Source organism: Kluyvera sp. EC_51 (assembly GCF_019584505.1).
Taxonomy (GTDB): Bacteria; Pseudomonadota; Gammaproteobacteria; order Enterobacterales; family Enterobacteriaceae; genus Kluyvera; species Kluyvera sichuanensis.
Genome location: NZ_VDAG01000002.1, coordinates 159,421 through 184,709, shown reverse-complemented (window position 1 = coordinate 184,709; position 25,289 = coordinate 159,421). Strand labels below are relative to the sequence as shown.

Sequence of the window (25,289 nt, the reverse complement as noted above, 5' to 3'; positions counted from 1 at the left end):
CGGCCGCCTTTTCATTACTCGTCGGCTTGTGCCAGCGTTACGCTGGACGAACCCAGCAGACGTTTCACCGTGACCAGCACCACAATCAGCGCCACCACGCCCAGCGTCCATTCCCCCATTTGCGAGAAAAAGTGCCTATAGGCATCGATAGCCGTATCGCTAATTTGTGATTCGGTGGTTTTCTGCGCCACCACGCCCGCCAGCCAGTTAGCGACCGAGCCCGTTGCCAGCATGTAGATACCGGTCAATACGCCGGTCACTCCAGGCAGATTCAAACGGGTAATCTGCGCCATCGCCACCGGGTCAATAAACAGCTCGGCGAAGCCCATCAGCGCCAGCCCGGCGATCATCATGCCCATCGAAGCCTGACCGTGCAGCTGTGCGCCGCGCGCGTTCAGCGCCAGTAGCATAAAGCCTGCACCCATCAGCACCAGCCCGAATGCGAACTTCAGCCATACCCGCAGAGCAGAGCTAACGCTGCTTTCCGGACGCGCCAGCCAGGCCAGCACCACGCCTGCCGTCATCACGGCAATCGCGTTAACTGACTGGAAGAGGGCGGTTGGCACTTCAATGTTCAGCCAGCGACGGTTCACGAAGTGATCAATAAACAGGCTGATAGAGCTGCCGCCCTGCTGAGCCAGTACCCAGAACAGCGTGCCGGTCAGCATCAGCAAAATGATTTGCCATAGGGCGCGGCGCTGCGCCGGGAAGCGCAGCATAATGCGCGCCACGATAACGGCGGCGGCCGCGCAGACGATCGCTAGCAGATAGCCTGACCAGTCGTTTTGCAGCAGCAGGGTGAAGAACAGCGGCGCGATGCATAGCGTCAGCGCCAGCCAGCCCCAGGTCGGCAGGACAAACTTCACCGCCTGCAGCGCCGGTTTATTCATCCCTTGCGTATGACGGAAATGGCGATGGCCGCTTAAGAAGACGATCAGGCCAATGAACATGCCGATGCCTGCCAGCGCGAAGCCAACGTGCCAGCCGTACCACTGCGCCGCCAGCCCGCAGGCGATAGGCGCTGCGATGGAGCCGATGTTACCCGCCGCGTACAGCAGCGAAAAACCGCCGTCGCGACGATTGTCATCAGGGGCGTACATCTCGCCCAACAGACAGCTGATATTGGATTTAAACAGGCCGTAGCCGCAGATGATAATTCCCAGCGCAAGGTACAAACTCCACGTGGAGTCCGATTCCACGCCAAGCACAATATGCCCAAGCGTCATCAGCAGTGCGCCGGATATGACGGCGGTTCGGTTGCCGAGCAGGCGGTCAGCAAGCCAGCCGCCCAGAATAGGGGTGACATAGACCAGCGAGGCGTAGGCGCTGAACAGGTCGATAGCGTGGCTGTCGTTGAAACCAAGCTGGTGGGTAAGGTAAAGGATGAGCAGGGCACGCATGCCATAGAAGCTGAAATATTCCCAGATTTGAATCGCCACGATGTAGTAGATCGCGCGCGGTTGTGAGGGTGTTTTCATGTCGATTCCTTGCTGTGTGGATGCACGAAAAAGGGAAGCGACAAGCCGCTTCCCTCTGTTGTTTTAATTATTTTTTAGCGTCTTTCAGCACTTTAACCGTGTAGCGACCATCCGCCTGACGGTAGGCGCCGTGGATGTCGGTTTCGAAGCCTGGGTAATGCGCGCCGATTTCGCACAGCATCTGCAGGAACTCCAGCACCGGACGGCTCTCTTCGGTGATCATCTCGCCCGGCATAACCAGCGGCACACCTGGAGGATACGGCAGGATCATGTTGGCGTTGATGCGACCAACCACATCATCCAGATAGACCTCTTCCGTTTCGCCGTGCAGCTCTTTCTGGAACGCTTCGTACGGGGTGATTTCCATAGCTGGCAGCACTTCAAACGCGCGGAACATCAGGTCCGGCAGATTGTGGTGCTCAACCAATTTATGGATGCTCTGCGCCAGCTCCTGAATACGCATGTTTTCATAGAATTCAGGCGCTTCCTGGTACAACGAAGGCAGAATATTTTTCACCCGCAGGTTCAGGTCAAAGGCGCGTTTGAACTCGGTCAGCGCGCGCAGCAGGCTCAGCGCTTTGGTTTTATCAATACCGATGCTGAAGAGGAACAGCAGGTTATAAGGACCGGTTTTCTCAACAATAATGCCGCGCTCGTCGAGGTATTTGGCAACCAGGCTCGCCGGAATACCGAAGTCGTCCATGGTACCGTCTTTTTTCATGCCCGGAGTCAGGATGGTGACTTTGATCGGGTCGAGGTACATATGTTCGTTGTCGATATTTTTGAAACCGTGCCATGCGCTGTCAGAACGCAGCGGCCAGCAGTCAGGGCCGTCGATGTGCTCCGGCTGCCAGACGTCAAAGAACCAGCCTTCGGATTCGCCTTTCAGTCGTTTGATCTCTTTACGGAACTTGATTGCCCGCTCGATAGAGCCGTTAATCAGACGCTTACCGGCATTGCCTTTCATCATCGCCGCGGCGGTTTCAGTGGAGGCGACGATGCCGTAGTGCGGAGAGGTGGTGGTGTGCATCATGTAGGCTTCGTTGAAGGTCTCTTCGTTGATGTCGCCCTTCACGTGGATCATTGATGCCTGAGAGAACGCCGCCAGCAGTTTGTGCGTGGACTGGGTTTCATAAATCACTTTGCCTTCAACGCGGTCGCCGCTCATCCCACATTTACCCGCATAGATTGGCGAGAAGTTGGTGTAAGGCACCCAGGCAGAGTCGAAGTGGATGGATTTCACATCCAGCGTCTTCTTGATGTAGTCGGTGTTGTACAGCAGACCATCATAGGTGGAGTTGGTGATCACCGCATGCACCGGCCAGGTCGCGTTTGGCGTGGCTTTCACGCGCTTTTCAATGGTCGCGCGCTGGAATTCGCTCTGAGGAATACCGCCGAGAATACCGTAAGCGTTACGGGTTGGGCGGAAGTAGATCGGCGTAATATTGCTCATCATCATCAGATGCGTCAGTGATTTATGGCAGTTACGGTCGATAAGTACGGTGCTGCCCGCCGGTGCGGAATACATGCCAACGATTTTGTTCGCGGTAGAGGTACCGTTGGTCACCATGTAGCTGCGCTCGGCGTTAAAGACGCGGGCGATGTACTCTTCGGCTTCTTTGTGCGGGCCGGAGTGGTCCAGCAGAGAGCCCAGCTCGGAAACGGAGATGGAGATGTCTGACTTCATGGCGTTAGGGCCGAAGAAATCATGGAAAATGCTGCCGACCGGGCTTTTCTGGAAGGCGGTGCCGCCCATGTGGCCTGGCGTACAGAAGGTGTATTTGCCTTCACGTACGTATTTGAACAACGCTTTGGTCAGTGGTGGCAGAATGGCGTCGATGTATTCGTCGGTGCTCTGGCGGATTTTCGCCGCAATGTCAGCCGCAGCGCCCAGGGCGTATTCGAAGAAGCGAACCTGCATGCGCAGATCGTTCAGGCTGACGTCCAGCGTGGAGTAGCTGTTGGCAAAAGCATAAACCGGCATGTACTCGTTCAGTGCGCTGATCTCTTCGCACAGCTCAAGGTTGTACTTATCCCAGTCAAAAATCACGCCGCAGAGATTGGCATTATTTTCAATCAGCTTCAGCAGGTCTTCACGGTCATTTGGGTAAACGATGCGGAAGTTCAGGCCTTCCAGCGCGCGGTGAAGCTCACGAATAGGCTCTTCTTTAAAGTAGACGCCCATGTGGTTCATGATAGCAATAACGTTCATAGTCATAGTCATGTTTCCGGATAAAGAAGGCTCCTCCCGCCACGATGTGGCAGGTGAAGGAGGAGCCTTTAGAGAAATTAGGGGATGATTACAGCGCTTGAGCCGTGTTGTTTTCGTCGTCGTTATGCTGACGCTGGTGCATTTTGCGACCGTAGAACATCAGGATAACGAGGCTGACGATGAAGGTACCGGACAGTTCGAAGGAGCTTGCACCCATCAACGCGATGAAGCAGAACGCACAGCCCAGCACGGAGCAGATAAGGCTGACGAAGTTACGAACGTTGATGCCTTCGAAGCGAATCAGGTCAACGCAGGAGTAGAAGTAAGGCAGCATGGTCAGCAGCACGGCGATACCGGTCAGTTCACCGAACAGGTCAGAAGCTTTACCGCCGTTGGAGTTCATCACGGTGATGATGATCATCAGACCGGTCATTTTCAGGCCAGCTAACAGCAGACCTTTTTTAGGAATGCCGTTTTTATCGAGTTCGCCATACACTTTCGGGAAGTTACCGTCGTTGGCGGCACGCACACCTGCCTGACCAACCAGCATCATCCAGGAGCCCAGAGAAGTCAGGCACGCAAAGGCGGTGAAGGCGGAAACCAGCGGTGCGGCTCAGCTACCCAGAATGGTTGAGGCGCTGACGGCAAACGGCGCACCGGAAGAGGCCATCACGGAAGCGGGATACATCCCGGAGATAACCTGAGTGGCAGCGATATAAACGATACCGGCCAGCGCGGTACCGAGCATGGTTGCCATGGGTACGGTACGTTTCGGGTTTTTCACCATGCCGGTGCTCACTGCGGCAGATTCCACGCCGACGAACGCCCACAGGCACAGCAGAATACTTTTAATCACCGCGTGTGGATCGGTCGTGGTAGAGGTGTTCCAGTTGGCGTGGTAGGTCGCCATGTCAAACCAGTGCCAGCCCACCACGGCGGTCAGCACAACCGGGATCAGCACCAGGAACAGGCCGATAGTGGTCAGACGGCTCACCCAGGTACCGCCCAGCATGTTGATAAAGGTGAACAGCCACACGATGGCGATACACGCGATACCGGCAGGAATCGGGTCGTTTAATACCGGGAAGTAGGTGGATAAATAAGAGACGGCGGTAATACCGATAGCCAGGTTACCGATCCAGTTGGCATGGTAATAAAGGACGCCGGTCTGGAAGCCGAAAGCGGGAGATAATTCACCAGCGTACGCAATGGGGCCACCCTGCTGCGGATTCTTGGTTGCAAGTCGAGCGTAAACGTAAGCCAGTGACATGGCACCAATAATAGAAATAACCCAGCCCCAAATGGCAATACCACCGATGCTGGCGAGGTTCGCGGGCAATAATGCGATACCGCTCCCCATCATATTCCCGGCAACAACACCGGTACAGGCAAATAGCCCGATCTTTTTGGCAGAACTCATGTTCGTTTCTCCTGAACAGTATTTTTAGGACCGGATCGCGAGATGAGAAATGACGAATGACCCGACCAACTGACGGCAATTATTACTGAGCAGGCTAAGAGAAGTCCTAAAGTAAAGGTGAAGTAAAAACAAACATAGAAAAAATGAGGTCTTTACCTTTTTAACGTAACACGTCAGGATAAAAACTTTATATCAGGAAAAGATAAATAGTGACTAATTACAATTGGTTAGGTGGTGGTATTTTAAGAGAGTTGATGTTGTCACAAAGTAACAAATAACACCTTGTGACAACATTAATATTACATTTTGAGGGCGATTATTTAACCATGATAATCGGGTTATTGGGCTAACGATTACTCTTTAGCTAAAAAAGACTGCAAATACGGGACTATTTTTTCAATCGAGGTCTGGAATACACCATTTTGAATCCAGTACAGCGTGTTTTCACCTGGACGTAAATTAAAGGCCGTAATATAGGCATCAGCCGCCAGACGACTCTCGCCTTTCATTTCGTAAACTTTACCCAGCAGCACGTAGTTAAGCCATGACATCTCAATTTCAATGCTTTTATTCACCGCCTCGAAGGCGTTATCGATACTACCGTGGCTTAAATAGTCGATAGCTTTAATTCGATACAGTATGGCGCTGTTCTGAATATCCGGCATTTGTTCTACGCGCGTTAATTCTTCATTCAGCGCGACCAGTTGCTGGTTATCAAAAGGCTGCTGCGACTGGCGTAAAACATCCACCATCGCCTTTTGCGCATAGGCATAGGCAAAATGAGGTGAGGATTTAGTAATGTTTGTCAGTAGCGTGCTGGCCTTATTTAACGACGGCGCATCGCCGACAGAAACCAGTTGCAGCGCCTGGTAAAACTGCGCCAGTGACTGCGTTTCCGGCAGCTTCAGCCGGGTCAGTTCCTTTTGCATCCCCTCCGGCCACGGCTGGGCCAGTGCGCTGGAGAGGCTATCGAACAGATCGCCCTGGATGGAGACCAGGTTGCTATCGGTGACAAAGTAGCGCTTATCAAGCATGGTTGAGCCGTCAGCGTTGTCGATAAGCAGCACCGACATAAAGCACTGCTGGGCGCGGTAGTGGCGCTGATTCACAAAGCTGATGGTCAGCGTCTTCCCGGAGCTGCTCGGTTCATTGACGTTATAGTTGGTTTTGTCGTGAACCATAAAGGTGGAATAGGTGTTCAGCGAGGTGGTAATCAGCGTGCCGAGGCCGATGGCATAAGACTGCTGCGAGGCCCAGTTATTACAGGAGGATCCCGGTTCAAAGCGAACGTCAATATCGCGCGGGTTCAGCAACAGGTGTGCACGTGTTACCTGCGGATGCGGGCGCACCACGCTTAACAGGACCATGGCAATCAGCACGCCAAGCGAGAGTAAAAAGGCACATTGGGTCCAGAAGTTGGCGAACCAGCGGCGTGGTTTGTGCTCTACGGTGGCGGCACGCGCAGGCGTGACCGGCGTGCTATCAAGGGCGGTGGTAGGCTGTATCTCATCGGCTTCATCGCCTATTTCAGATTCGCTAAGCCAGGTGACCGGGGCCGTAAGCTGGTAGCCGCGTTTGGGCACGGTAATAATGTATTCGGCGTGACTATCACCACCGTCGCGCAGCGATTTACGCAGTTCAGAAATACTTTGCGTGACCACATGGCTGGTCACAATATTCCGCATCCAGATGTTATCAATAAGCTCGTCGCGGCTGAGCACTTCCCCTGGGTGGTGGGCAAAATACATCAGCAGATCGATTAATCGAGGTTCCAGAGTGAGCTGGCGTCCAGGGCGGCTTATTTGATTCACTGAAGGCGTGACGAGCCATTCCCCAACGCGCACAAACGGTTGTTGCATAAAAATGAGTCACCAAAGGAAAAGAAATAGATAAGTGGGTAATGATAACACAGCTCACTACTCTATTTTTTGACTGGGACGAGCGAAGAAAGGCGGGAAGGCGGGGAGTTTCCTACCCGCCTGGAAAGAAAAGATTACAGGACTTTATGTGGGCCGAAGCATTCGTAGTGGATGCTGTCGGCGTTGACGCCAAGCTCAACGAGTTGTTTTGCCGCATGCTGCATAAAGGCCACCGGGCCGCACAGGTAGAACTGCATCTGCGGATCCTGCAGCTTATCGGCAAGCGCTGAAAGCGCCATCAGCCCTTCGCTGTCGAACGCGCCGGACTGGCGGTCTGCGTCGGTCGGGGTGCGATACCACAGGTGTGAGGTGAAGTTCGGCAGCGCGCTACCCAGCGTTTTCACCTCATCGGCAAAGGCGTGAACGCTGCCGTTTTCCGCCGCGTGGAACCAGTTCACCTGTGCCGGATGGCGGTTTTTTGACAGCGTATCCAGCATGGCCAGCATTGGCGTTTGCCCCACGCCACCGGAGATCAGCGTAACCGGGGTTTGCGGGGTGACGTTAAGGAAGAAATCTCCGGCAGGCGCGGCCAGATAGACCACATCGCCTTCTTTTGCCGCGTTATGCAGCCAACTGGAGACCTGGCCGCCGTTTTCACGTTTTACGGCAATGCGATAGCCTTTTCCGTCTGGTTTGCGGGTCAGTGAATACTGACGGATTTCCTGATACTCGAAATCTTCCGGCTTTAGCCATACCGCCAGATACTGCCCCGGCTGGTAATCGGCCACCGGCTGACCATCTACCGGCTCCATCTCGAAGCTGGTAATCAGATCGCTACGCGGGGTCTTTTTGACGATGCGGAACGCACGGGTACCTTCCCAACCGCCGGTTTTATTGGCGTTATCCTGATAAATCTCAGCTTCACGGTTAATAAACACGCCTGCCAGCACGCCATAAGCTTTGCCCCAGGCATCCAGCACTTCCTGGCCTGGACTAAACATCTCATCCAGCGTCGCCAGCAGGTGCGCGCCCACAATGTTGTACTGCTCTGGTTTGATCTGGAAGCTGGTGTGCTTCTGGGCGATTTTCTCTACCGCCGGCAGCAGCGCGGGCAGGTTTTCAATATTGCTGGCGTAGGCGGCAATGGCGTTGAACAGCGCTTCACGCTGGTCGCCGTTACGCTGGTTGCTCATATTGAAAATCTCTTTCAGCTCCGGATTGTGGGTGAACATCCGATCATAAAAGTGGGCGGTGAGCTTCGGGCCGGTTTCAACCAGCAGGGGGATAGTGGCTTTTACGGTGGCGATGGTTTGAGCGTCAAGCATGGCAGGTCTTCCTTTCAATCAATGTTATCTAATGTTGCATGTTAAATGCATCTTATAAAAATACCCCTGTTTTGTAAATGGTTCTTTGAAAGAATGCACCATTGCGGTTACAACATGAATTATTCACATCACAATCCTGAAAAGAAATCCGTTTCCCTGCCTCAGCCCTTTATTCCTCAATCCCTTGTGTGGCGCGGAGGAAAACGTTTGCGTAATTTCGTTTGTCAAGACCTGTTATCGCAGAACTAATCAGTTATACTGTTGGCCGTTGTCCAATTGGACTGCCTTTTCAGGCCAAAATTTAATTGTTAGCTGAGTCAGGAGATGCGGATGTTAAAGCGTGAAATGAACATTGCCGATTATGATGCCGAACTGTGGCAGGCTATGGAGCAGGAAAAAGTACGTCAGGAAGAGCACATCGAACTGATCGCCTCCGAAAACTACACCAGCCCGCGCGTGATGCAGGCGCAGGGTTCTCAGCTGACCAACAAATACGCTGAAGGTTACCCAGGCAAACGCTACTACGGCGGTTGCGAATACGTTGATATCGTTGAACAGCTGGCGATTGACCGCGCGAAAGAATTGTTCGGCGCAGACTACGCTAACGTACAGCCGCACTCTGGCTCTCAGGCTAACTTCGCGGTCTACACCGCGCTGCTGCAGCCGGGCGATACCGTTCTGGGTATGAACCTGGCGCAGGGCGGCCACCTGACTCACGGCTCCCCGGTTAACTTCTCCGGTAAACTGTACAACATCATTCCTTACGGTATTGATGAGTCCGGTAAAATTGACTACGACGAGATGGCTAAGCTGGCTCAGACCCACAAACCGAAAATGATCATCGGTGGCTTCTCCGCATACTCCGGCGTTGTAGACTGGGCAAAAATGCGTGAAATCGCAGACAGCATCGGTGCTTACCTGTTCGTCGACATGGCGCACGTTGCCGGTCTGATTGCCGCAGGCGTTTATCCGAACCCGGTTCCACACGCTCACGTTGTGACCACCACCACTCACAAAACCCTGGCGGGTCCACGCGGTGGCCTGATCCTGGCGAAAGACGGTAGTGAAGAGCTGTACAAAAAACTGAACTCCGCGGTGTTCCCAAGCGCGCAGGGTGGCCCTCTGATGCACGTTATCGCTGGTAAAGCGGTTGCGCTGAAAGAAGCGATGGAGCCAGAGTTCAAGGTTTACCAGCAGCAGGTTGCTAAAAACGCCAAAGCGATGGTGGAAGTGTTCCTGAACCGTGGCTACAAAGTGGTTTCCGGCGGTACTGAAAACCACCTGTTCCTGCTGGATCTGGTTGATAAAAACCTGACCGGTAAAGAAGCAGACGCCGCTCTGGGTCGTGCGAACATCACCGTGAACAAAAACAGCGTGCCAAACGATCCGAAGAGCCCGTTCGTGACTTCCGGTATCCGTATCGGTTCCCCGGCTGTCACTCGTCGCGGCTTCAAAGAAGCGGAAGTGAAAGAGCTGGCTGGCTGGATGTGTGACGTGCTGGACAACATCAACGATGAGTCCGTTATCGAAAGCGTCAAAGCGAAAGTGCTGGATATCTGCGCTCGCTTCCCGGTTTACGCGTAATCGCTAACCGTAAGATGCAAAAAAGGCCGCGCAAGCGGCCTTTTTTTATGCCCGATAAGCGTCGCGCCATCGGGCAATACTTAGCGCCGATCCAGAGAAATTTTCCCCGGCCCGACAATCGCCAGCAGCAGGAACGCCCCTGAAATGCTGATGTTCTTGTAGAAGTTAATCATGTTCGGCATCACCGCATCGCCGGTCATGTTCCAGAAGTGGTGACCAATCACCGCCGTCCCCAGAGTGTAGAAAATAAAAATCACCGCCAGTGGACGAGTAAAGAAGCCCAGAATCACCAGAATAACGGCCGGCACTTCCATCAGAATGGCAATGATGGCCGCCAGCGTAGGCATTGGCGTGCCGATGGATGCCATATACTGCACCGTTCCATCGTAGTGAAGCATTTTGGGATAGCCGGAGAGAATAAACAGCAGCACGATAGCGATACGCGCAATCAGCAACAGCAAGTCGCGCGATGCGCCAAAGTCGAGATAACGGAGAGCGTTCATGGTCATTCCATGGTGTAAGTACGTGTGATTTAAACGTAATACACAATGTTGCTCCCTGCCACCGCGCGCACATAAATCAGTCTTATGGCTGTAACGTACGTACCGCACCATGGCAGGACGATAACCCCGCTTTGATGCCCGGTTATATGAATATTTCTAATACGAAGTTCGTCGCTTTTCTGTGCGCTCTTGTCGGGGGCCAGCGAGAAGCGAGCGCGGTAACCGTTTGTGCGGACGGATGACTGACGTAAAAACAGCTAAAGGTGATGTTCATCACAATTATCTTGTTAATGTGAGGAGTAGTGCTCTTCAGAATGTGGGTTGAGTCATTAGACTAGGGGCTCCAAAACGGGAGGACCCATGGTTTTGCACTCCACGCGCTGGCTGGCGCTCAGTTACTTCACCTATTTCTTTAGCTACGGCATTTTTCTTCCCTTCTGGAGCGTCTGGCTCAAAGGCGCTGGGCTGTCGCCCGAAACTATCGGTCTACTGTTAGGGGCGGGGCTGGTCGCTCGTTTTCTCGGCAGCCTGCTGATAGCGCCGCGAGTGAGCGATCCTTCGCGCTTGATAAGCGTGCTGCGCATTCTGGCGCTGATGACGCTGTTGTTCGCCGCCGCGTTCTGGGCGGGTACGCAGGTTGCCTGGTTGATGGTGGTGATGATCGGTTTCAACCTGTTCTTCTCGCCGCTGGTGCCGCTTACCGATGCGCTGGCGAACACCTGGCAAAAACAGATAACCATGGACTACGGCCGGGTGCGCCTGTGGGGCTCCATTGCTTTCGTGATTGGTTCTGCGCTGACCGGTAAGCTGGTGAGCCTGTTCGATTACCATGTCATCCTGGTGATGCTGAGTCTTGGCGTCGCATCAATGCTGCTGGGGATGTTGCTGAAACCGTCGGTGATGCCGCTCGGTGAATCCCGCCATCAGGAGAGCGTTGGCTGGCCGGCCTGGCGTTCCTTAGTGACGCAAAACTGGCGCTTTCTTGCCTGTGTGAGCCTGCTTCAGGGGGCACATGCCGCCTATTACGGTTTCAGCGCTATCTTCTGGGAAGGGGCGGGGTACTCGGCGTCGGCTATCGGCTATCTGTGGTCGTTGGGCGTGGTCGCCGAAGTGGTCACCTTTGCGCTGAGTAAAAAGGTATTCCGTCGCTTTAGCGCCCGGGATCTGCTGCTGCTGTCGGCCATTTGCGGCGTTATCCGCTGGGGGCTGATGGGCTGGACGACCAGCCTGCCGTGGCTGATTCTGATTCAGATCCTGCACTGTGGCACCTTCACCGTCTGCCATCTGGCGGCGATGCGCTACATTGCTGCCCGTCAGGGGAGCGAAGTTATCCGCCTGCAGGCGGTCTACTCGGCGGTGGCGATGGGCGGCAGCATTGCGGTGATGACCATGTTCTCAGGCTTCCTTTATCAGCATCTTCATCAGGGGCTGTTCTGGGTGATGGCGCTGGTGGCGCTGCCTGCGCTGGTGCTGCGACCAAAAACGGTCGCCCGCTAGGTTTCCAGTATCTTGCAGATATGCTGCTGCTGATGCTCGCTGAGCGGTTGTTCGGCGTGGATCAGCGGCGGTGAAAATAGGGGCAGGGCAATCGCGTAAGGCGAAATCACGAGCGTGCTGTTTTTCGGCGCGCCCTCTTTCTGGAAGACGTTGACCGTCAGGTACTTCACGGTGAGCGGCAGTAGCGTCAGTTCCCTCAACTGCTGTTCAATCTCCTGCTCCAGCGCCGGGTTGTCGCCGGTTAACAGCACCACCTGTTTCTCGTGCAGCTCGCTCTCCTGCATTAATCCGGCGCCAAAAATCACCGCAATCAGCGCCGCTTCATCGTCGCTGAAGTGTAGGGTATAGCGGGTTTCAAAATCACTCAGCGCCGCACGGGTGGTGCGGATCAATCGCGGGTAGAGGCGGTGGATCTCTTCCGGCAGGTGATGATCGATGCCGATCTCAAACACGCAGCGGTTCAGCGCCTGCGCTACGTGAACGTAGAGCTGATCGTGCAGGCTGCGTTCATTGGTGAAATGGCAGTGCGCCTCATGCTGAAAACGGTCGACCAGCCGGGCAATCGCCAGATGTAGCTGCTGGTCCTGCTCGCGTCCATCAAACTGGGGATTTGGCACTTTCAGCAGCATAAACAGCAGCGCCAGGAAGTGCTGCTCGTTGCGGTTTGGCGTTTGCATTACCCGCCTCTGCCAGTGGTGGACAATATCCGCCGCCATCTGATATTCCAGCGTGGACTGCGTCCAGGCGCTTTGCAGCGTGCTAAAAATAGGGCTTTCTCCCTGATGATGCTGTAATAAACAGTACTGGAGATAGAGGCGTAAAAACTGCACGTCACGACATTCAAAATCGCGCTGCAGGCTTCGGGCGCAGCGGTTCACCAGCGCCTGCAGGTTGGTTTCATCATATAGCGTACGCGGGATCTTCAACTGCCTGAGCTGCGTTTTCAGCGCTGGTGTAAAATGGTGCGTCACAAAGTGCGGACACAGACGCAATGCGCGGCGAAGCCAGTGCAGTAAGCACAGGCGCAGGTCGAGGGTTGTGCCTTCAATCCGATAGCAGCCATCCGCCTGAGTGGCGATCGCCAGACGATGGTAACGCTCAACCTCCTCTCCGGCTTCAATGACATCTTGCCGGGCGGTGGAAACATCGACATTATTCACCATGCCAATGTATTCCGCCGTGATGGAATGACCAGGGAGATAGAGCATCAGCAGCGCCTGGCAGCGGCGCTGCGGACTGGAAAGCACAGATGGCGGTTCGAGTACGGTCATCATCTGTTGGGATCCAGCAGCAGGTTATGAGCATAAGAATAGACAAAAGATAACGGCAGCTAATGAGCTTTAGCTAAGGAATGCGGGTGACGGTCACAGAATTTTTCACTGAGGAACCGATGAAGAGAGTGAAACAATGCGCGGTTCTGATATTTCTTACGGTTTTATCGTTAAACGTCAGCGCACATCCGCACAGCTTTATTACCATCACTAACCAGCTGGTGGTGGCTGACGGCAAGCTGACGGGCATGAAAATGCGCTGGGTAATGGATGAACTCACCTCGGCGGATCTGCTCTACGACGCGGGCAACGCAAAACCGGGCGATGAGGTTTGGAAAAAGCTGGCCGCTGAGGTGATGGCGAACGTGCTGGGGCAGCACTACTTTACCGAGTTCTGGCACGACGGCAAAAAGGTGAAGTTCGAAAACCTGCCTACCGCCTACGGCCTGGCGCGACAGGGGCATCAGGCGGTGCTGACCTTTACCTTACCGCTGGCGACGCCGCAAACGCTGGCGGGACAGACTTACACCTTTTCTACCTTCGACCCGACCTATTATGTCGATATGAGCTACGAGAAGGACGGTGACGTGGCGTTTGCGCCAGATTTTAAAGGTGCATGTAAGGTCAGCGTCCATACCCCGCATCCCAACGATGAGATGCTCTCCTACGCGCAATCGCTCGATAAAGCGGATGCGCCTCCGGAAGATATGGATCTTGGAAAACAGTTTGCGCAGAAGGTCACCATCGCATGTCAGTAATCTCCGTTAATCGTCGCACCTCGCGCCGCTGGCTGTCGCTTTGGCCGCTGCTACTGTTTTTTGCGGTTGCGGTTATTGGCTTGCTATGGCTCTGGCAGGCCTGGCCACAGGTCATGCTGCAAAGCGTGGTCTGGCAACGCGACGTGAACCAGCAGATGAGTGGTTTGTTACAGGCCGTGGCGGAAAATCCGACTCAGGCGGGCGGGGCGCTGCTGCTGTTCAGCTTTGTCTACGGCGTGCTGCACGCGCTGGGGCCGGGGCACGGTAAGGTCGTCATCACCACGTGGCTGGCCACCCATCCGTCAAAGTTAAAATCCAGTATTGGCCTGACGCTCGCGGCTTCTTTATTACAGGGGCTGGTAGCCATTGGCCTGGTCATCGTTGTGCTGACGCTGCTACGACTTCCGGCGCGCCAGCTGCACCTCAGCAGTTTCTGGCTGGAGAAGGGCAGCTATGCGCTGGTGGGCGTGCTGGGATTATTACTCTGCTGGCGGGCGCTGAGAAAGCTGCGGGTACTGCTGCGCAAACCGAAGTTTACCGCTTTTACGCCACATCACGTTCATGACCAGCACTGCGGCTGTGGTCATCAGCACATGCCGGACCCTAAACGGCTTGAACGTGATGAAGACTGGCGGGCGAGGCTGATGATTATACTGTCGATGGGCATGCGCCCCTGTTCCGGTGCCATTATGGTGCTGCTGTTCAGTAAAGTGATTGGCGTGTTTGGCTGGGGCGTTGCCTCTGCGCTGGCGATGGCGGCAGGAACGTCGCTCACCATCTCTTCTTTAGCGCTGCTGGTCCACGTTTTTCGCACCCTGGCGGTGAAGCTCAGCGGTAATAAAACGCCGGTACTCTGGCGGCAGGTGGGGTGGACAACTTTGGCACTGGCAGGTGGCGCGGTTCTGGTCGCTGCGGCGGTGGTGATGTGGGTGAGTGCAGTGCCGGTCAGCAGAGGGTTAAGGCCGTTCTAGAGTGAAATGCTGGTCAATAAGGTGACCAGCATGTTCTTACTGCTGCCTGAAAACGTTAGTTCAACGTGTAATCCAGCGTGATTTCTGCCTTCAGAACCTGGGAAACCGGGCAACCCGCTTTGGCTTTTTGGATGATGCCGTCAAACTGCTTCGGATCGATACCGGGCACGCTCACCTTACTCTGTAAGGCGATTTTGGTAATGGCAAACCCGCCGTCGGTTTTATCCAATGAGACGTCTGCCGTGGTATTGATGGCATCAGGGGTATAGCCTGCCTCACCCAGCATCAACGATAACGCCATCGAAAAACAGGCCGCATGCGCTGCGCCAATCAGCTCTTCCGGGTTAGTGCCCTTTGCGCCTTCAAAGCGAGTATTGAAGCCGTAAGGTTGCTGGTTGAGCACGCCACTTTCAGTAGAGACCGTCCCTTTTCCGCGTTTGATATCGCCTGACCAGTGTGCCGAACCGTGTTTGTGAATGGTCATTCTCGTTCTCCTTTTGGCTAACAAAAGGCTAAGTATAGACGACGCATCTGGCGGCAACGGGAATAGAGATAATTCTGGGGGAAGGGTAGGTACAAAAAAAAGAAGCCCGCAAAGGGGCTTCTTAATGACGTGGAGTCCGAACTTAGCGCTTCAGCGCTTCGCTCAGTTCGTCACGCATGTTCGCCAGCATGGCTTTCACGATGCGTGGGTTACCTGCAACGACGTTGCCGGTCATCATGTAGTTATGGCCACCGGTGAAGTCACAAACGATAGCGCCTGCTTCACGAGCGATCAGTTCGCCAGCGGCGAAATCCCATGGCTTCAGGCCGATTTCGAAGTAGCCGTCAACGCGCGCAGCGGCAACGTAGGCCAGATCCAGCGCAGCGGAACCGGTGCGACGGAAGTCAGCGCATTCGGTAAACATTTTACCGAGGATGTTCATGTAGGCGGTAGCGTGCTGTTTCGCTTTGAACGGGAAACCGGTCGCGATGATAGTGCCATCCAGATCGCGGCCAGTGCTGCCGCGCAGACGGTAACCGTTGAGCTGTGCGCCCTGACCGCGGGTAGCGGTGAACAGTTCGTTGCGCATTGGATCGTAAACCACAGCCACTTCAGTACGACCTTTAATGCGTACGGCAATGGAGACGGAGAAGTGTGGAAGACGTTTGATAAAGTTGGTGGTGCCATCCAGTGGATCGATAACCCATTGAACATCCAGATCTTCGCCAACATGTTCACCGCTTTCTTCGGTGATAATGGTGTGTTGCGGGTAAGATTTGCGAATGGTGTCGATAATCATCGCTTCAGCGGCTTTATCAACGTTAGTCACGAAATCGTTGCTGCCTTTCTGGCTCGCTTCAACAGCTTCTGGTGTTTCGTAGTTTTTGGCAATCAGGTTACCCGCCTTGCGCGCTGCGCGCACGGCGATGTTCAGCATCGGATGCATCAGGTTACTCTCACTGGATGTTAAAGAACGGGGAAAACGGCGCATATCATAGCAGCGAATTCGGATTCTGTCTCAGATTTATGGTAATATGGTTGAATAATCTTTAGACGAAGAATGACAATGCTGCAAAATATCCGAATCGTGCTGGTCGAAACCTCCCACACCGGCAACATGGGCTCCGTGGCCCGCGCTATGAAAACCATGGGGTTAACCAACCTGTGGCTGGTCAACCCGCTGGTGAAACCAGACTCCCAGGCCATCGCCCTGGCAGCCGGAGCCAGCGATGTGATTGGCAACGCGCAGATCGTCGATACCCTCGATGAAGCGCTGGCCGGTTGCAGCCTGGTGGTTGGCACCAGCGCGCGTTCCCGTACGCTGCCGTGGCCGATGCTCGACCCGCGTGAGTGCGGTCTGAAAAGCGTCTCAGAAGGTGAACATGCGCCGGTGGCGCTAGTGTTCGGTCGTGAACGCGTTGGCCTGACCAACGATGAACTGCAAAAATGTCATTACCACGTGGCGATTGCCGCTAACCCGGAATACAGCTCGCTGAATCTGGCGATGGCCGTGCAGGTTATCTCTTATGAAGTGCGCATGGCCTGGCTGGCGACGCAGGAAAGCAACGAACCGAAGGTTGAGCACGAAGAGACGCCGTACCCGTTGGTGGACGATCTTGAGCGTTTCTATGGCCACCTGGAGCAGACGCTGCTCGCTACCGGCTTCATCCGCGAAAACCATCCGGGGCAGGTGATGAGCCGTTTACGTCGTCTGTTTACCCGTGCGCGCCCGGAAAGCCAGGAGCTGAACATCCTGCGTGGGATTCTGGCGTCTATTGAGCAGAAAAACAAAGAGTAAGGTGCATTCCCGGCGGTGCTCCGTTTGGCCGGGCTACACCCCTTTTGTAACCGGGGCGAGGCCTCTGGCTGACCCCGGAAACGGCTCAGAATCAATACCGCACGGAACGCCAAATACCTGACTAAATTACTCAAGTAAATAGTTGACTGTTTTAGTCGGGAATGTCAGACTTGGCCCTGCTATGCAATACCCACAATATTATTAAAAACCCCGGGCAGGGGCGAGTTTGAGGTTAAGTAAGACATGAGACTGACATCTAAAGGGCGTTATGCCGTAACCGCGATGCTGGACGTTGCACTCAACTCCGAAGCGGGCCCGGTGCCGTTGGCTGATATTTCTGAACGTCAGGGAATTTCACTCTCCTATCTGGAGCAGCTGTTCTCCCGTCTGCGTAAAAATGGCTTAGTATCCAGCGTACGCGGACCAGGCGGTGGTTATCTGCTGGGTAAAGAAGCAAACCACATCGCAGTGGGTGAAGTGATTAGCGCAGTGGACGAGTCCGTTGACGCTACCCGCTGTCAGGGGAAAGGTGGCTGCCAGGGCGGCGATAAATGTTTGACCCACGCACTCTGGCGCGATCTGAGCGACCGTCTGACTGGCTTCCTGAACAACATCACCCTCGGTGAACTGGTCAATAACCAGGAAGTTCTGGACGTGTCTGGTCGCCAGCATTCGCACGACACCTCCCGCAATACCCGCGTACAAGACGCTATCGACGTTAAGTTACGTGCATAATCCACCCGCTCTGCCGTGTGCCTTATCGGGCGCACGTAGCAGGGCTGGTTATAGATAAAAATGAGATTTCAGAGTCAGGCCGGGACAGCGTCCCGTCAACACGGTCGTACATCCAGCCGGTTGCCTGACTCCTTGCATTGAGTGATGTACGGAGTTAAAGAGCAATGAAATTACCGATTTATCTCGACTACTCCGCAACCACGCCGGTGGACCCGCGTGTTGCCGAGAAAATGATGCAGTTTCTGACCCTGGACGGGACCTTTGGTAACCCGGCCTCTCGTTCACACCGTTTCGGCTGGCAGGCTGAAGAGGCGGTAGATATCGCCCGTAATCAGATTGCCGACCTCGTGGGTGCAGACCCGCGTGAAATCGTCTTTACCTCCGGTGCGACTGAATCCGACAACCTGGCGATTAAAGGTGCAGCCAACTTTTATCAGAAAAAAGGCAAGCACATTATCACCAGCAAAACCGAGCATAAAGCCGTGCTGGACACCTGTCGTCAGCTTGAGCGCGAAGGTTTCGAAATCACCTATCTGGCGCCTCAGCGTAACGGCATTATCGATCTCAAAGAGCTCGAAGCAGCCATGCGTGACGACACCATCCTCGTCTCCATCATGCACGTGAACAACGAAATCGGCGTGGTGCAGGATATCGCGACCATCGGCGAAATGTGCCGTGCGCGCGGCATCATCTATCACGTTGATGCGACCCAGAGCGTGGGCAAACTGCCTATCGACCTGAGCCAGCTGAAAGTTGACCTGATGTCCTTCTCCGGTCACAAAATCTACGGTCCAAAAGGTATCGGCGCACTGTACGTTCGTCGTAAACCACGTATCCGTATCGAAGCGCAGATGCACGGCGGCGGTCACGAACGCGGCATGCGTTCCGGTACCCTGCCTGTTCACCAGATCGTCGGCATGGGCGAAGCTTACCGTATCGCGAAAGAAGAGATGGAGACCGAAATGGCCCGTCTGCGCGGTCTGCGTAACCGTCTGTGGAACGGCGTGAAGGATATGGAAGAAGTCTACCTGAACGGTGATCTTGAGCAGGGCGCACCAAACATCCTCAACGTGAGCTTTAACTACGTTGAAGGTGAATCCCTGATTATGGCGCTGAAAGACCTGGCGGTTTCCTCCGGTTCCGCCTGTACTTCCGCAAGCCTTGAGCCATCCTACGTGCTGCGCGCACTGGGCATGACCGATGAGCTGGCGCATAGCTCCATTCGTTTCTCTTTAGGTCGTTTCACTACCGAAGAAGAGATTGACTACACCATCAATCTGGTTCGCAACTCCATTGGCCGTCTGCGCGACCTTTCTCCACTGTGGGAAATGTTCAAACAGGGCGTGGATCTGAACAGCATTGAATGGTCGCATCATTAATCGGTACCGATAAGGAGAATTCATCATGGCTTACAGCGAAAAAGTAATCGATCACTACGAGAACCCACGTAACGTAGGTTCCTTCGACAACAGCGACGAAAGCGTCGGCAGCGGCATGGTCGGTGCTCCGGCCTGCGGCGACGTGATGAAGTTGCAGATTAAAGTCAACAATGAAGGTATCATTGAAGACGCGCGTTTCAAGACCTACGGCTGCGGTTCCGCCATTGCTTCCAGCTCCCTCGTCACCGAGTGGGTAAAAGGGAAATCCCTGGACGAAGCACAGGCCATTAAAAATACCGATATCGCAGACGAGCTTGAACTGCCACCAGTGAAAATTCACTGTTCTATCCTGGCAGAAGACGCGATTAAAGCCGCTATTGCGGATTACAAAAGCAAACGTGAAGCAAAATAATTAAGAGTTGAGGTTTTTATGTCGATTACCTTAAGCGACAGTGCAGCAGCGCGAGTCAATACCTTCCTGTCAAACCGCGGTAAAGGGTTTGGTCTGCGTCTTGGCGTGAGAACGTCCGGTTGTTCAGGTATGGCCTATGTACTGGAATTTGTTGACGAGCCGGCGGCAGAAGATACCGTTTTCGAAGACAAAGGCGTGAAGGTTGTCATCGACGGTAAGAGCCTGCAATTTCTTGATGGCACGCAGCTCGACTTCGTGAAAGAAGGTCTGAACGAAGGGTTTAAATTCACTAACCCGAACGTAAAAGACGAGTGCGGTTGCGGCGAAAGCTTTAACGTCTGATTTTGAGTCCTGCCAACCCCACCCATGGTTTCATCGCTGTGCGTGGGGTTTGTTTTAAATAGTTAACCCTGAGATCGTCATGGATTACTTCACTCTCTTTGGATTGCCAGCCGGTTATCACGTAGACACTCAGGCCCTCGCGGCACGATTCCAGGACCTGCAGCGTCAGAACCACCCCGACCGATTTGCTAGCGGCAGCGACGCTGAACAGCTCGCAGCGGTCCAGCGTTCTGCGAACATCAACCAGGCCTGGCAAACGTTGCGTCACCCGCTGATGCGCGCCGAATATCTGCTCTCCCTGCACGGGTTTGATCTTGCCTCCGAACAGCACACCGTGCGCGATACCGCGTTCCTGATGGAACAGCTGGAACTGCGTGAAGAGCTGGACGAGATTGAACAGGCAAAAGATACCGACCGCCTGGAAGGGCTTATCAAACGCATCAAAGCAATGTATAGCCAACGCCAGCAGCAGATGGTGGCGGAACTCGATTCGCAAACGTGGGAAGCGGCGGCGGATACCGTCCGTAAACTGCGTTTTCTCGATAAACTCCAAAGCAGCGCTGAATTACTCGAAGAAAAGCTGCTCGATTTCTGATTCTGGAAGCTTAACATGGCCTTATTACAAATTAGTGAGCCGGGTCTAAGCGCCGCGCCGCACCAGCGTCGTCTGGCGGTGGGCATTGACTTAGGCACCACCAATTCCCTGGTGGCTACCGTGCGTAGCGGCCAGGCGGAAACGCTGGCCGACAATCAGGGGCGTCACCTGCTGCCTTCCGTTGTGCACTATCAGGAGCAGGGCCACGTGGTCGGCTACGATGCGCGCACCAACGCCGCGCTTGACCCCGCTAATACCATCAGCTCCGTAAAACGCATGATGGGCCGCTCGCTGGCGGATATCCAGACGCGCTACCCACATCTGCCGTACCAGTTCCAGGTAAGCGAAAACGGCCTGCCAATGCTGGTGACCAAGGCCGGTGTACTGAACCCAATCCGCGTTTCGGCCGATATCCTCAAAGCGCTGGCGGCTCGCGCCACCGAAACGCTTGAAGGCGAGCTGGATGGCGTGGTGATTACCGTTCCCGCTTATTTTGATGATGCACAGCGTCAGGGCACCAAAGACGCCGCGCGTCTGGCGGGCCTGCACGTACTGCGTCTGCTGAACGAACCGACCGCCGCGGCTATCGCTTACGGCCTCGATTCCGGTCAGGAAGGGGTGATTGCCGTCTACGATCTGGGCGGCGGTACCTTCGATATCTCGATTCTGCGCCTGAGCCGCGGCGTGTTTGAAGTGCTGGCTACCGGCGGGGATTCTGCGCTGGGCGGCGACGACTTCGACCACCTGCTGGCCGACCATATCCGCGAACAGGCGGGCATTGCCGATCGCAGCGACAACCGCGTACAGCGCGAACTGCTTGACGCCGCCATCGCCGCCAAAATCGCCCTGAGCGATGCCGATAGCGTGACCGTTGAGGTCGCTGGCTGGAAAGGCGAGGTAACCCGCGAACAGTTTAACGACCTGATTTCCGCGCTGGTGAAGCGCACACTGCTGGCCTGCCGTCGCGCGCTGAAAGATGCAGGCGTGGAAGCCGAAGAGGTGCTGGAAGTAGTCATGGTCGGCGGTTCAACCCGCGTACCGCTGGTGCGTGAACGCGTGGGCGAGTTCTTTGGCCGTACGCCGCTGACCTCTATCGACCCGGATAAAGTGGTCGCCATTGGCGCCGCCGTGCAGGCGGATATTCTGGTCGGCAACAAGCCGGACAGCGAAATGCTGCTGCTCGACGTGATCCCGCTCTCTCTTGGCCTCGAAACCATGGGCGGCCTGGTCGAGAAGGTTATCCCGCGTAATACCACCATTCCAGTGGCTCGCGCGCAGGAGTTCACCACCTTCAAAGACGGACAGACCGCGATGTCCATCCACGTGATGCAGGGCGAGCGTGAACTGGTGCAGGACTGCCGTTCACTGGCGCGTTTTGCGCTGCGCGGGATTCCGGCGCTGCCGGCTGGCGGCGCGCACATTCGCGTAACCTTCCAGGTGGACGCCGATGGCCTGCTGAGCGTCACCGCCATGGAGAAATCCACCGGCGTTGAGTCCTCTATTCAGGTGAAGCCGTCCTACGGTCTGACCGATGGCGAAATCGCCACCATGATTCAGGATTCCATGAGCTATGCCGAGCAGGACGTGAAAGCACGTATGCTGGCAGAGCAGAAAGTGGAAGCCGCTCGCGTGCTGGAAAGCCTGCACAGCGCGCTGGCCGCTGATGCCGCGCTGTTAAGCGCCGCAGAGCGTCAGGAGATTGACGAGGCTGCCGCCGTGCTGAGTGCGGTTGCCGAGGGTAATGACACTGACGCCATAGAACAAGCCATTAAAAACGTTGATAAACAAACCCAGGAATTCGCCGCTCGCCGCATGGACCAATCCGTCCGTGTCGCGCTGAAAGGCCAATCCGTGGACGAGGTTTAATATGCCAAAGATTGTTTTTTTGCCACATCAGGACCTGTGTCCGGATGGCATCGTTGTGGAAGCTGAGACCGGTGAAACCATTCTGGATGCTGCGCTGCGTAGCGGTATCGAGATTGAACACGCCTGCGAAAAATCCTGTGCCTGCACCACCTGCCACTGCATCGTGCGTGAAGGTTTCGACTCGCTGCCAGAAAGCACCGAAGACGAAGACGATATGCTGGATAAAGCCTGGGGGCTGGAACCAGATAGCCGCCTGAGCTGCCAGGCCCGCGTCACGGATGAAGACCTGGTGGTCGAAATTCCGCGTTACACAATTAACCACGCGCGCGAGCACTAAGAGGATAGTATGGGACTTAAGTGGACTGACAGCCGCGAAATCGGCGAAGCGCTGTACGATGCTTACCCGGATACCGATCCGAAAACGGTGCGCTTCACCGACATGCACCAGTGGATTTGCGACCTCGAAGATTTTGATGATGACCCTCAGGCATCAAATGAAAAAATCCTTGAGGCAATTCTGCTAGTCTGGTTGGATGAAGCAGAATAAGTCACATCACGGGCTGCCAATCGGCGGCCCGTTTGCTAATAAGGATAAAAAAATGACACAAGCCATGAAAATTACCCTTTCTACTCAGCCAGCCGATGCGCGCTGGGGTGAAAAAGCGGCCTATAGCATTAATGATGAAGGTATTGTCCTGCACCTGACCGGCCGCGACGACGCGGGCCTTATCCAGCGCGCGGCGCGTAAAATTGACGGCATGGGCATCAAGCACGTTGACCTGTCTGGCGAAGGCTGGAACGTCGACCTCGCCTGGGCTTTCTGGGCGGGCTACAAAGGGCCGAAAGGCGCTCGTCAGGTTGAATGGCCTGAGCTGGACGATGCGCAGCGCCAGGAACTGGACAACCGTCTGACCTACATTGACTGGGTACGTGACACCATCAACGCCCCAGCGGAAGAGCTGGGCCCAGAGCAGCTTGCGCAGCGCGCGGTTGACCTGCTGTGCGGCGTGGCATGCGACAACGTCTCTTATCGCATCACCAAAGGCGAAGATCTGCGTGAGCAGGGTTACGCGGGCCTGCACACCGTGGGCCGTGGTTCCGAACGTCCACCGGTTCTGCTGGCGCTGGACTACAACCCAACGGGCGATAAAGAAGCGCCGGTTTACGCCTGTCTGGTCGGTAAAGGTATCACCTTCGACTCCGGCGGCTACAGCATCAAACAGAGCGCGTTCATGGACTCCATGAAGTCCGATATGGGTGGTGCCGCAACCGTGACCGGTGCGCTGGCGCTGGCGATTACCCGCGGCCTGAACAAGCGCGTAAAACTGTACCTGTGCTGTGCGGATAACCTGATCAGCGGCAACGCCTTCAAGCTTGGCGATATCATCCACTACCGTAACGGTAAAAATGTGGAAGTGATGAACACCGATGCAGAAGGTCGCCTGGTGCTGGCCGATGGCCTGATTGATGCCAGCGCGCAGAAGCCAGAGCTTATCATCGATGCGGCAACCCTGACCGGGGCGGCCAAAACCGCGCTGGGCAACGATTACCACGCGCTGTTTAGCTTTGATGACCAGCTGGCGAACCGTCTGCTGGCAAGCGCCAGTGCGGAAAACGAAGCCTTCTGGCGTCTGCCGCTGGCCGAGTTCCACCGCAACCAGCTGCCGTCTAACTTTGCTGAGCTGAACAACACCGGCAGCGCAGCCTACCCGGCAGGCGCAAGCACCGCGGCGGGCTTCCTGTCCCACTTCGTGGAAAACTACCACCAGGGTTGGCTGCACATCGACTGCTCTGCCACTTACCGCAAATCTGCCGTTGAGCAGTGGTCGGCGGGTGCCACCGGGCTGGGTGTGCGGACTATCGCGAATCTGTTGACCGCCGAGTAATCTTTTCCCCTCACCCTAACCCTCTCCCCAAAGGGGAGAGGGGACCGTCCGGTTTTCTCCCACTCCTCTTTGGGGAGAGGGCCGGGGTGAGGGGTATTCACACCTTCTGGAAGCACTATGTCTGAAAGCAAAAACGAACTCGAAACGCTGCTGGAACAGGCGGCAACCGAACCTGCTCATCGCCCAGCCTTTTTCCGCACTTTACTGGAGTCCACCGTCTGGGTTCCCGGCAGCGCAGCCGATGACCAGCAGGTTGTTGATGACAGCGCCTTAGAATTACAGCACTGGGAAAAAGACGACGGCACCTCCGTCATCCCGTTCTTCACCTCGCTGGAAGCCCTGAAAGAAGCGGTCACCACCGAGCAGGCATTTGTGGTTATGCCGGTGCGCACGCTGTTTGAAATGACGCTTGGCGAAACCTTGTTCCTCAACGCGAAGCTGCCGACCGGCAAAGAGTTTACCCCGCGTGAAATCAGCCACCTGATTGGTGAAGAGGGCAACCCGCTCAGCACGCAGGAAGTGCTGGAAGGTGGCAGCGCGCTGCTGCTCTCTGAAGTTGCAGAGCCACCGGCCCAGATGGTGGAATCGCTGACCACGCTGTTCAAAACCCTGAAAACGGTGAAGCGTGCGTTTATCTGCTCCATTAAAGAGCGTGCGGACGAACAGCCGAACCTGCTGATTGGCATTGAAGCGGAAGGGGATATCGAAGAGATTATTCACGCCGCGGGCAGCGTAGCGACCGACACCTTACCGGGTGATGAACCGATTGATATCTGTCAGGTGGTGGAAGGCGAGAAGGGCATCAGCCACTTTATGCTCGCCCATATCACGCCGTTCTATGAAAAACGCTGGGGCAGCTTCCTGCGTGATTTTAAGCAGAACCGAATCATTTGAGCCGATCCGGTTCTATGGTA

Annotated in this window: 23 protein-coding genes and 1 pseudogene; 15 read left to right on the top strand and 9 right to left on the bottom strand. The window is 55.2% G+C overall.

The window, feature by feature from the left end:
- Positions 1-14 precede the first annotated feature (14 nt).
- The 5 genes and pseudogenes from dtpD to hmpA all read right to left on the bottom strand — a co-directional run bounded on the left by dtpD (position 15) and on the right by hmpA (position 8,294).
- Entirely contained in the window at positions 15-1,478 is a 1,464-nt protein-coding gene (gene dtpD / locus FHC49_RS01215) for a dipeptide permease DtpD (RefSeq protein WP_220438313.1), read from the bottom strand.
- Between the two features lie 67 nt (positions 1,479-1,545).
- Positions 1,546-3,690, bottom strand: a complete 2,145-nt coding sequence (gene cadA, locus FHC49_RS01210; RefSeq protein WP_185668936.1) for a lysine decarboxylase CadA — start codon at positions 3,688-3,690, stop codon at positions 1,546-1,548.
- Between the two features lie 88 nt (positions 3,691-3,778).
- Positions 3,779-5,110 (bottom strand): annotated as a pseudogene (gene cadB, locus FHC49_RS01205) (cadaverine/lysine antiporter).
- A 353-nt stretch (positions 5,111-5,463) separates the two neighbouring features.
- Positions 5,464-6,969 carry a lysine decarboxylation/transport transcriptional activator CadC gene (cadC, locus tag FHC49_RS01200; protein WP_220438312.1) on the bottom strand — a complete coding sequence of 502 codons (1,506 nt, stop codon included), beginning with the start codon at positions 6,967-6,969 and terminating at the stop codon, positions 5,464-5,466.
- A gap of 134 nt (positions 6,970-7,103) precedes the next feature.
- Positions 7,104-8,294 (bottom strand): NO-inducible flavohemoprotein, encoded by a 1,191-nt coding sequence (gene hmpA / locus FHC49_RS01195; protein WP_220438311.1) that lies wholly within the window; start codon positions 8,292-8,294, stop codon positions 7,104-7,106.
- 330 nt (positions 8,295-8,624) lie between these two features.
- On the opposite strand from hmpA, the gene glyA reads away from it, so the two are divergent.
- A complete protein-coding gene (glyA, locus tag FHC49_RS01190) occupies positions 8,625-9,878 on the top strand; it encodes a serine hydroxymethyltransferase (RefSeq protein WP_035891344.1) in 1,254 nt (417 codons plus the stop codon).
- Positions 9,879-9,958: 80 nt separating this feature from the next.
- Here the strand turns inward: glyA and FHC49_RS01185 are convergent, their stop codons facing one another.
- Positions 9,959-10,381, bottom strand: coding sequence for a DoxX family protein (locus FHC49_RS01185; RefSeq protein ID WP_220438310.1), 423 nt, complete (start codon positions 10,379-10,381; stop codon positions 9,959-9,961).
- Between the two features lie 360 nt (positions 10,382-10,741).
- Here FHC49_RS01185 and FHC49_RS01180 point away from each other — a divergent pair, with 360 nt between their 5' ends.
- Entirely contained in the window at positions 10,742-11,878 is a 1,137-nt protein-coding gene (locus tag FHC49_RS01180; RefSeq protein ID WP_185668878.1) for a 3-phenylpropionate MFS transporter, read from the top strand.
- Here the strand turns inward: FHC49_RS01180 and csiE are convergent.
- Positions 11,875-13,152 carry a stationary phase inducible protein CsiE gene (gene csiE, locus FHC49_RS01175; protein WP_185668879.1) on the bottom strand — a complete coding sequence of 426 codons (1,278 nt, stop codon included), beginning with the start codon at positions 13,150-13,152 and terminating at the stop codon, positions 11,875-11,877. The genes FHC49_RS01180 and csiE overlap by 4 nt on opposite strands.
- A 116-nt stretch (positions 13,153-13,268) precedes the next feature.
- On the opposite strand from csiE, the gene FHC49_RS01170 reads away from it, so the two are divergent.
- Positions 13,269-13,907, top strand: a complete 639-nt coding sequence (locus FHC49_RS01170) for a DUF1007 family protein (protein WP_185668880.1) — start codon at positions 13,269-13,271, stop codon at positions 13,905-13,907.
- Complete coding sequence (locus FHC49_RS01165) at positions 13,898-14,878, top strand: nickel/cobalt transporter (protein WP_185668881.1); 981 nt, start codon at positions 13,898-13,900, stop codon at positions 14,876-14,878. Before FHC49_RS01170 ends, FHC49_RS01165 begins: the two co-directional genes overlap by 10 nt.
- Positions 14,879-14,933: 55 nt before the next feature.
- Here FHC49_RS01165 and FHC49_RS01160 read toward each other — a convergent pair whose 3' ends face one another.
- Both FHC49_RS01160 and suhB read right to left on the bottom strand, forming a co-directional pair.
- Complete coding sequence (locus FHC49_RS01160) at positions 14,934-15,362, bottom strand: OsmC family protein (RefSeq protein ID WP_185668882.1); 429 nt, start codon at positions 15,360-15,362, stop codon at positions 14,934-14,936.
- A 142-nt stretch (positions 15,363-15,504) separates the two neighbouring features.
- Positions 15,505-16,308 (bottom strand): inositol-1-monophosphatase, encoded by an 804-nt coding sequence (gene suhB / locus FHC49_RS01155; protein ID WP_185668883.1) that lies wholly within the window; start codon positions 16,306-16,308, stop codon positions 15,505-15,507.
- Between the two features lie 120 nt (positions 16,309-16,428).
- Between suhB and trmJ the strand changes: the two genes are divergently transcribed.
- From trmJ to sseB, 11 genes are all read left to right on the top strand, one after another.
- On the top strand, positions 16,429-17,160 hold the full coding sequence (gene trmJ / locus FHC49_RS01150) for a tRNA (cytosine(32)/uridine(32)-2'-O)-methyltransferase TrmJ (RefSeq protein ID WP_185668884.1): 732 nt from the start codon (positions 16,429-16,431) through the stop codon (positions 17,158-17,160).
- A gap of 243 nt (positions 17,161-17,403) precedes the next feature.
- The gene (gene iscR, locus FHC49_RS01145; protein WP_035891361.1) at positions 17,404-17,895 is read left to right on the top strand and encodes a Fe-S cluster assembly transcriptional regulator IscR; all 492 of its coding nucleotides are present in this window, start codon (positions 17,404-17,406) and stop codon (positions 17,893-17,895) included.
- 164 nt (positions 17,896-18,059) lie between these two features.
- Positions 18,060-19,274: a cysteine desulfurase gene (gene iscS / locus FHC49_RS01140; RefSeq protein ID WP_035891364.1), complete on the top strand. Its 1,215-nt coding sequence runs from the start codon at positions 18,060-18,062 to the stop codon at positions 19,272-19,274.
- Between the two features lie 25 nt (positions 19,275-19,299).
- On the top strand, positions 19,300-19,686 hold the full coding sequence (gene iscU / locus FHC49_RS01135) for a Fe-S cluster assembly scaffold IscU (RefSeq protein WP_005120408.1): 387 nt from the start codon (positions 19,300-19,302) through the stop codon (positions 19,684-19,686).
- An 18-nt stretch (positions 19,687-19,704) separates the two neighbouring features.
- Entirely contained in the window at positions 19,705-20,028 is a 324-nt protein-coding gene (gene iscA, locus FHC49_RS01130; protein ID WP_035891367.1) for an iron-sulfur cluster assembly protein IscA, read from the top strand.
- A gap of 79 nt (positions 20,029-20,107) precedes the next feature.
- Positions 20,108-20,623, top strand: a complete 516-nt coding sequence (gene hscB, locus FHC49_RS01125) for a co-chaperone HscB (protein ID WP_185668886.1) — start codon at positions 20,108-20,110, stop codon at positions 20,621-20,623.
- A 15-nt stretch (positions 20,624-20,638) separates the two neighbouring features.
- Positions 20,639-22,489, top strand: a complete 1,851-nt coding sequence (gene hscA / locus FHC49_RS01120) for a Fe-S protein assembly chaperone HscA (RefSeq protein WP_220438309.1) — start codon at positions 20,639-20,641, stop codon at positions 22,487-22,489.
- A gap of 1 nt (position 22,490) precedes the next feature.
- Positions 22,491-22,826 carry an ISC system 2Fe-2S type ferredoxin gene (gene fdx, locus FHC49_RS01115; RefSeq protein ID WP_035891374.1) on the top strand — a complete coding sequence of 112 codons (336 nt, stop codon included), beginning with the start codon at positions 22,491-22,493 and terminating at the stop codon, positions 22,824-22,826.
- A 9-nt stretch (positions 22,827-22,835) separates the two neighbouring features.
- Positions 22,836-23,036, top strand: a complete 201-nt coding sequence (gene iscX / locus FHC49_RS01110) for a Fe-S cluster assembly protein IscX (RefSeq protein WP_185668888.1) — start codon at positions 22,836-22,838, stop codon at positions 23,034-23,036.
- 52 nt (positions 23,037-23,088) lie between these two features.
- On the top strand, positions 23,089-24,375 hold the full coding sequence (gene pepB / locus FHC49_RS01105; RefSeq protein WP_220438308.1) for an aminopeptidase PepB: 1,287 nt from the start codon (positions 23,089-23,091) through the stop codon (positions 24,373-24,375).
- 117 nt (positions 24,376-24,492) lie between these two features.
- Positions 24,493-25,269 (top strand): enhanced serine sensitivity protein SseB, encoded by a 777-nt coding sequence (sseB, locus tag FHC49_RS01100; RefSeq protein WP_035891377.1) that lies wholly within the window; start codon positions 24,493-24,495, stop codon positions 25,267-25,269.
- Positions 25,270-25,289 lie beyond the last annotated feature (20 nt).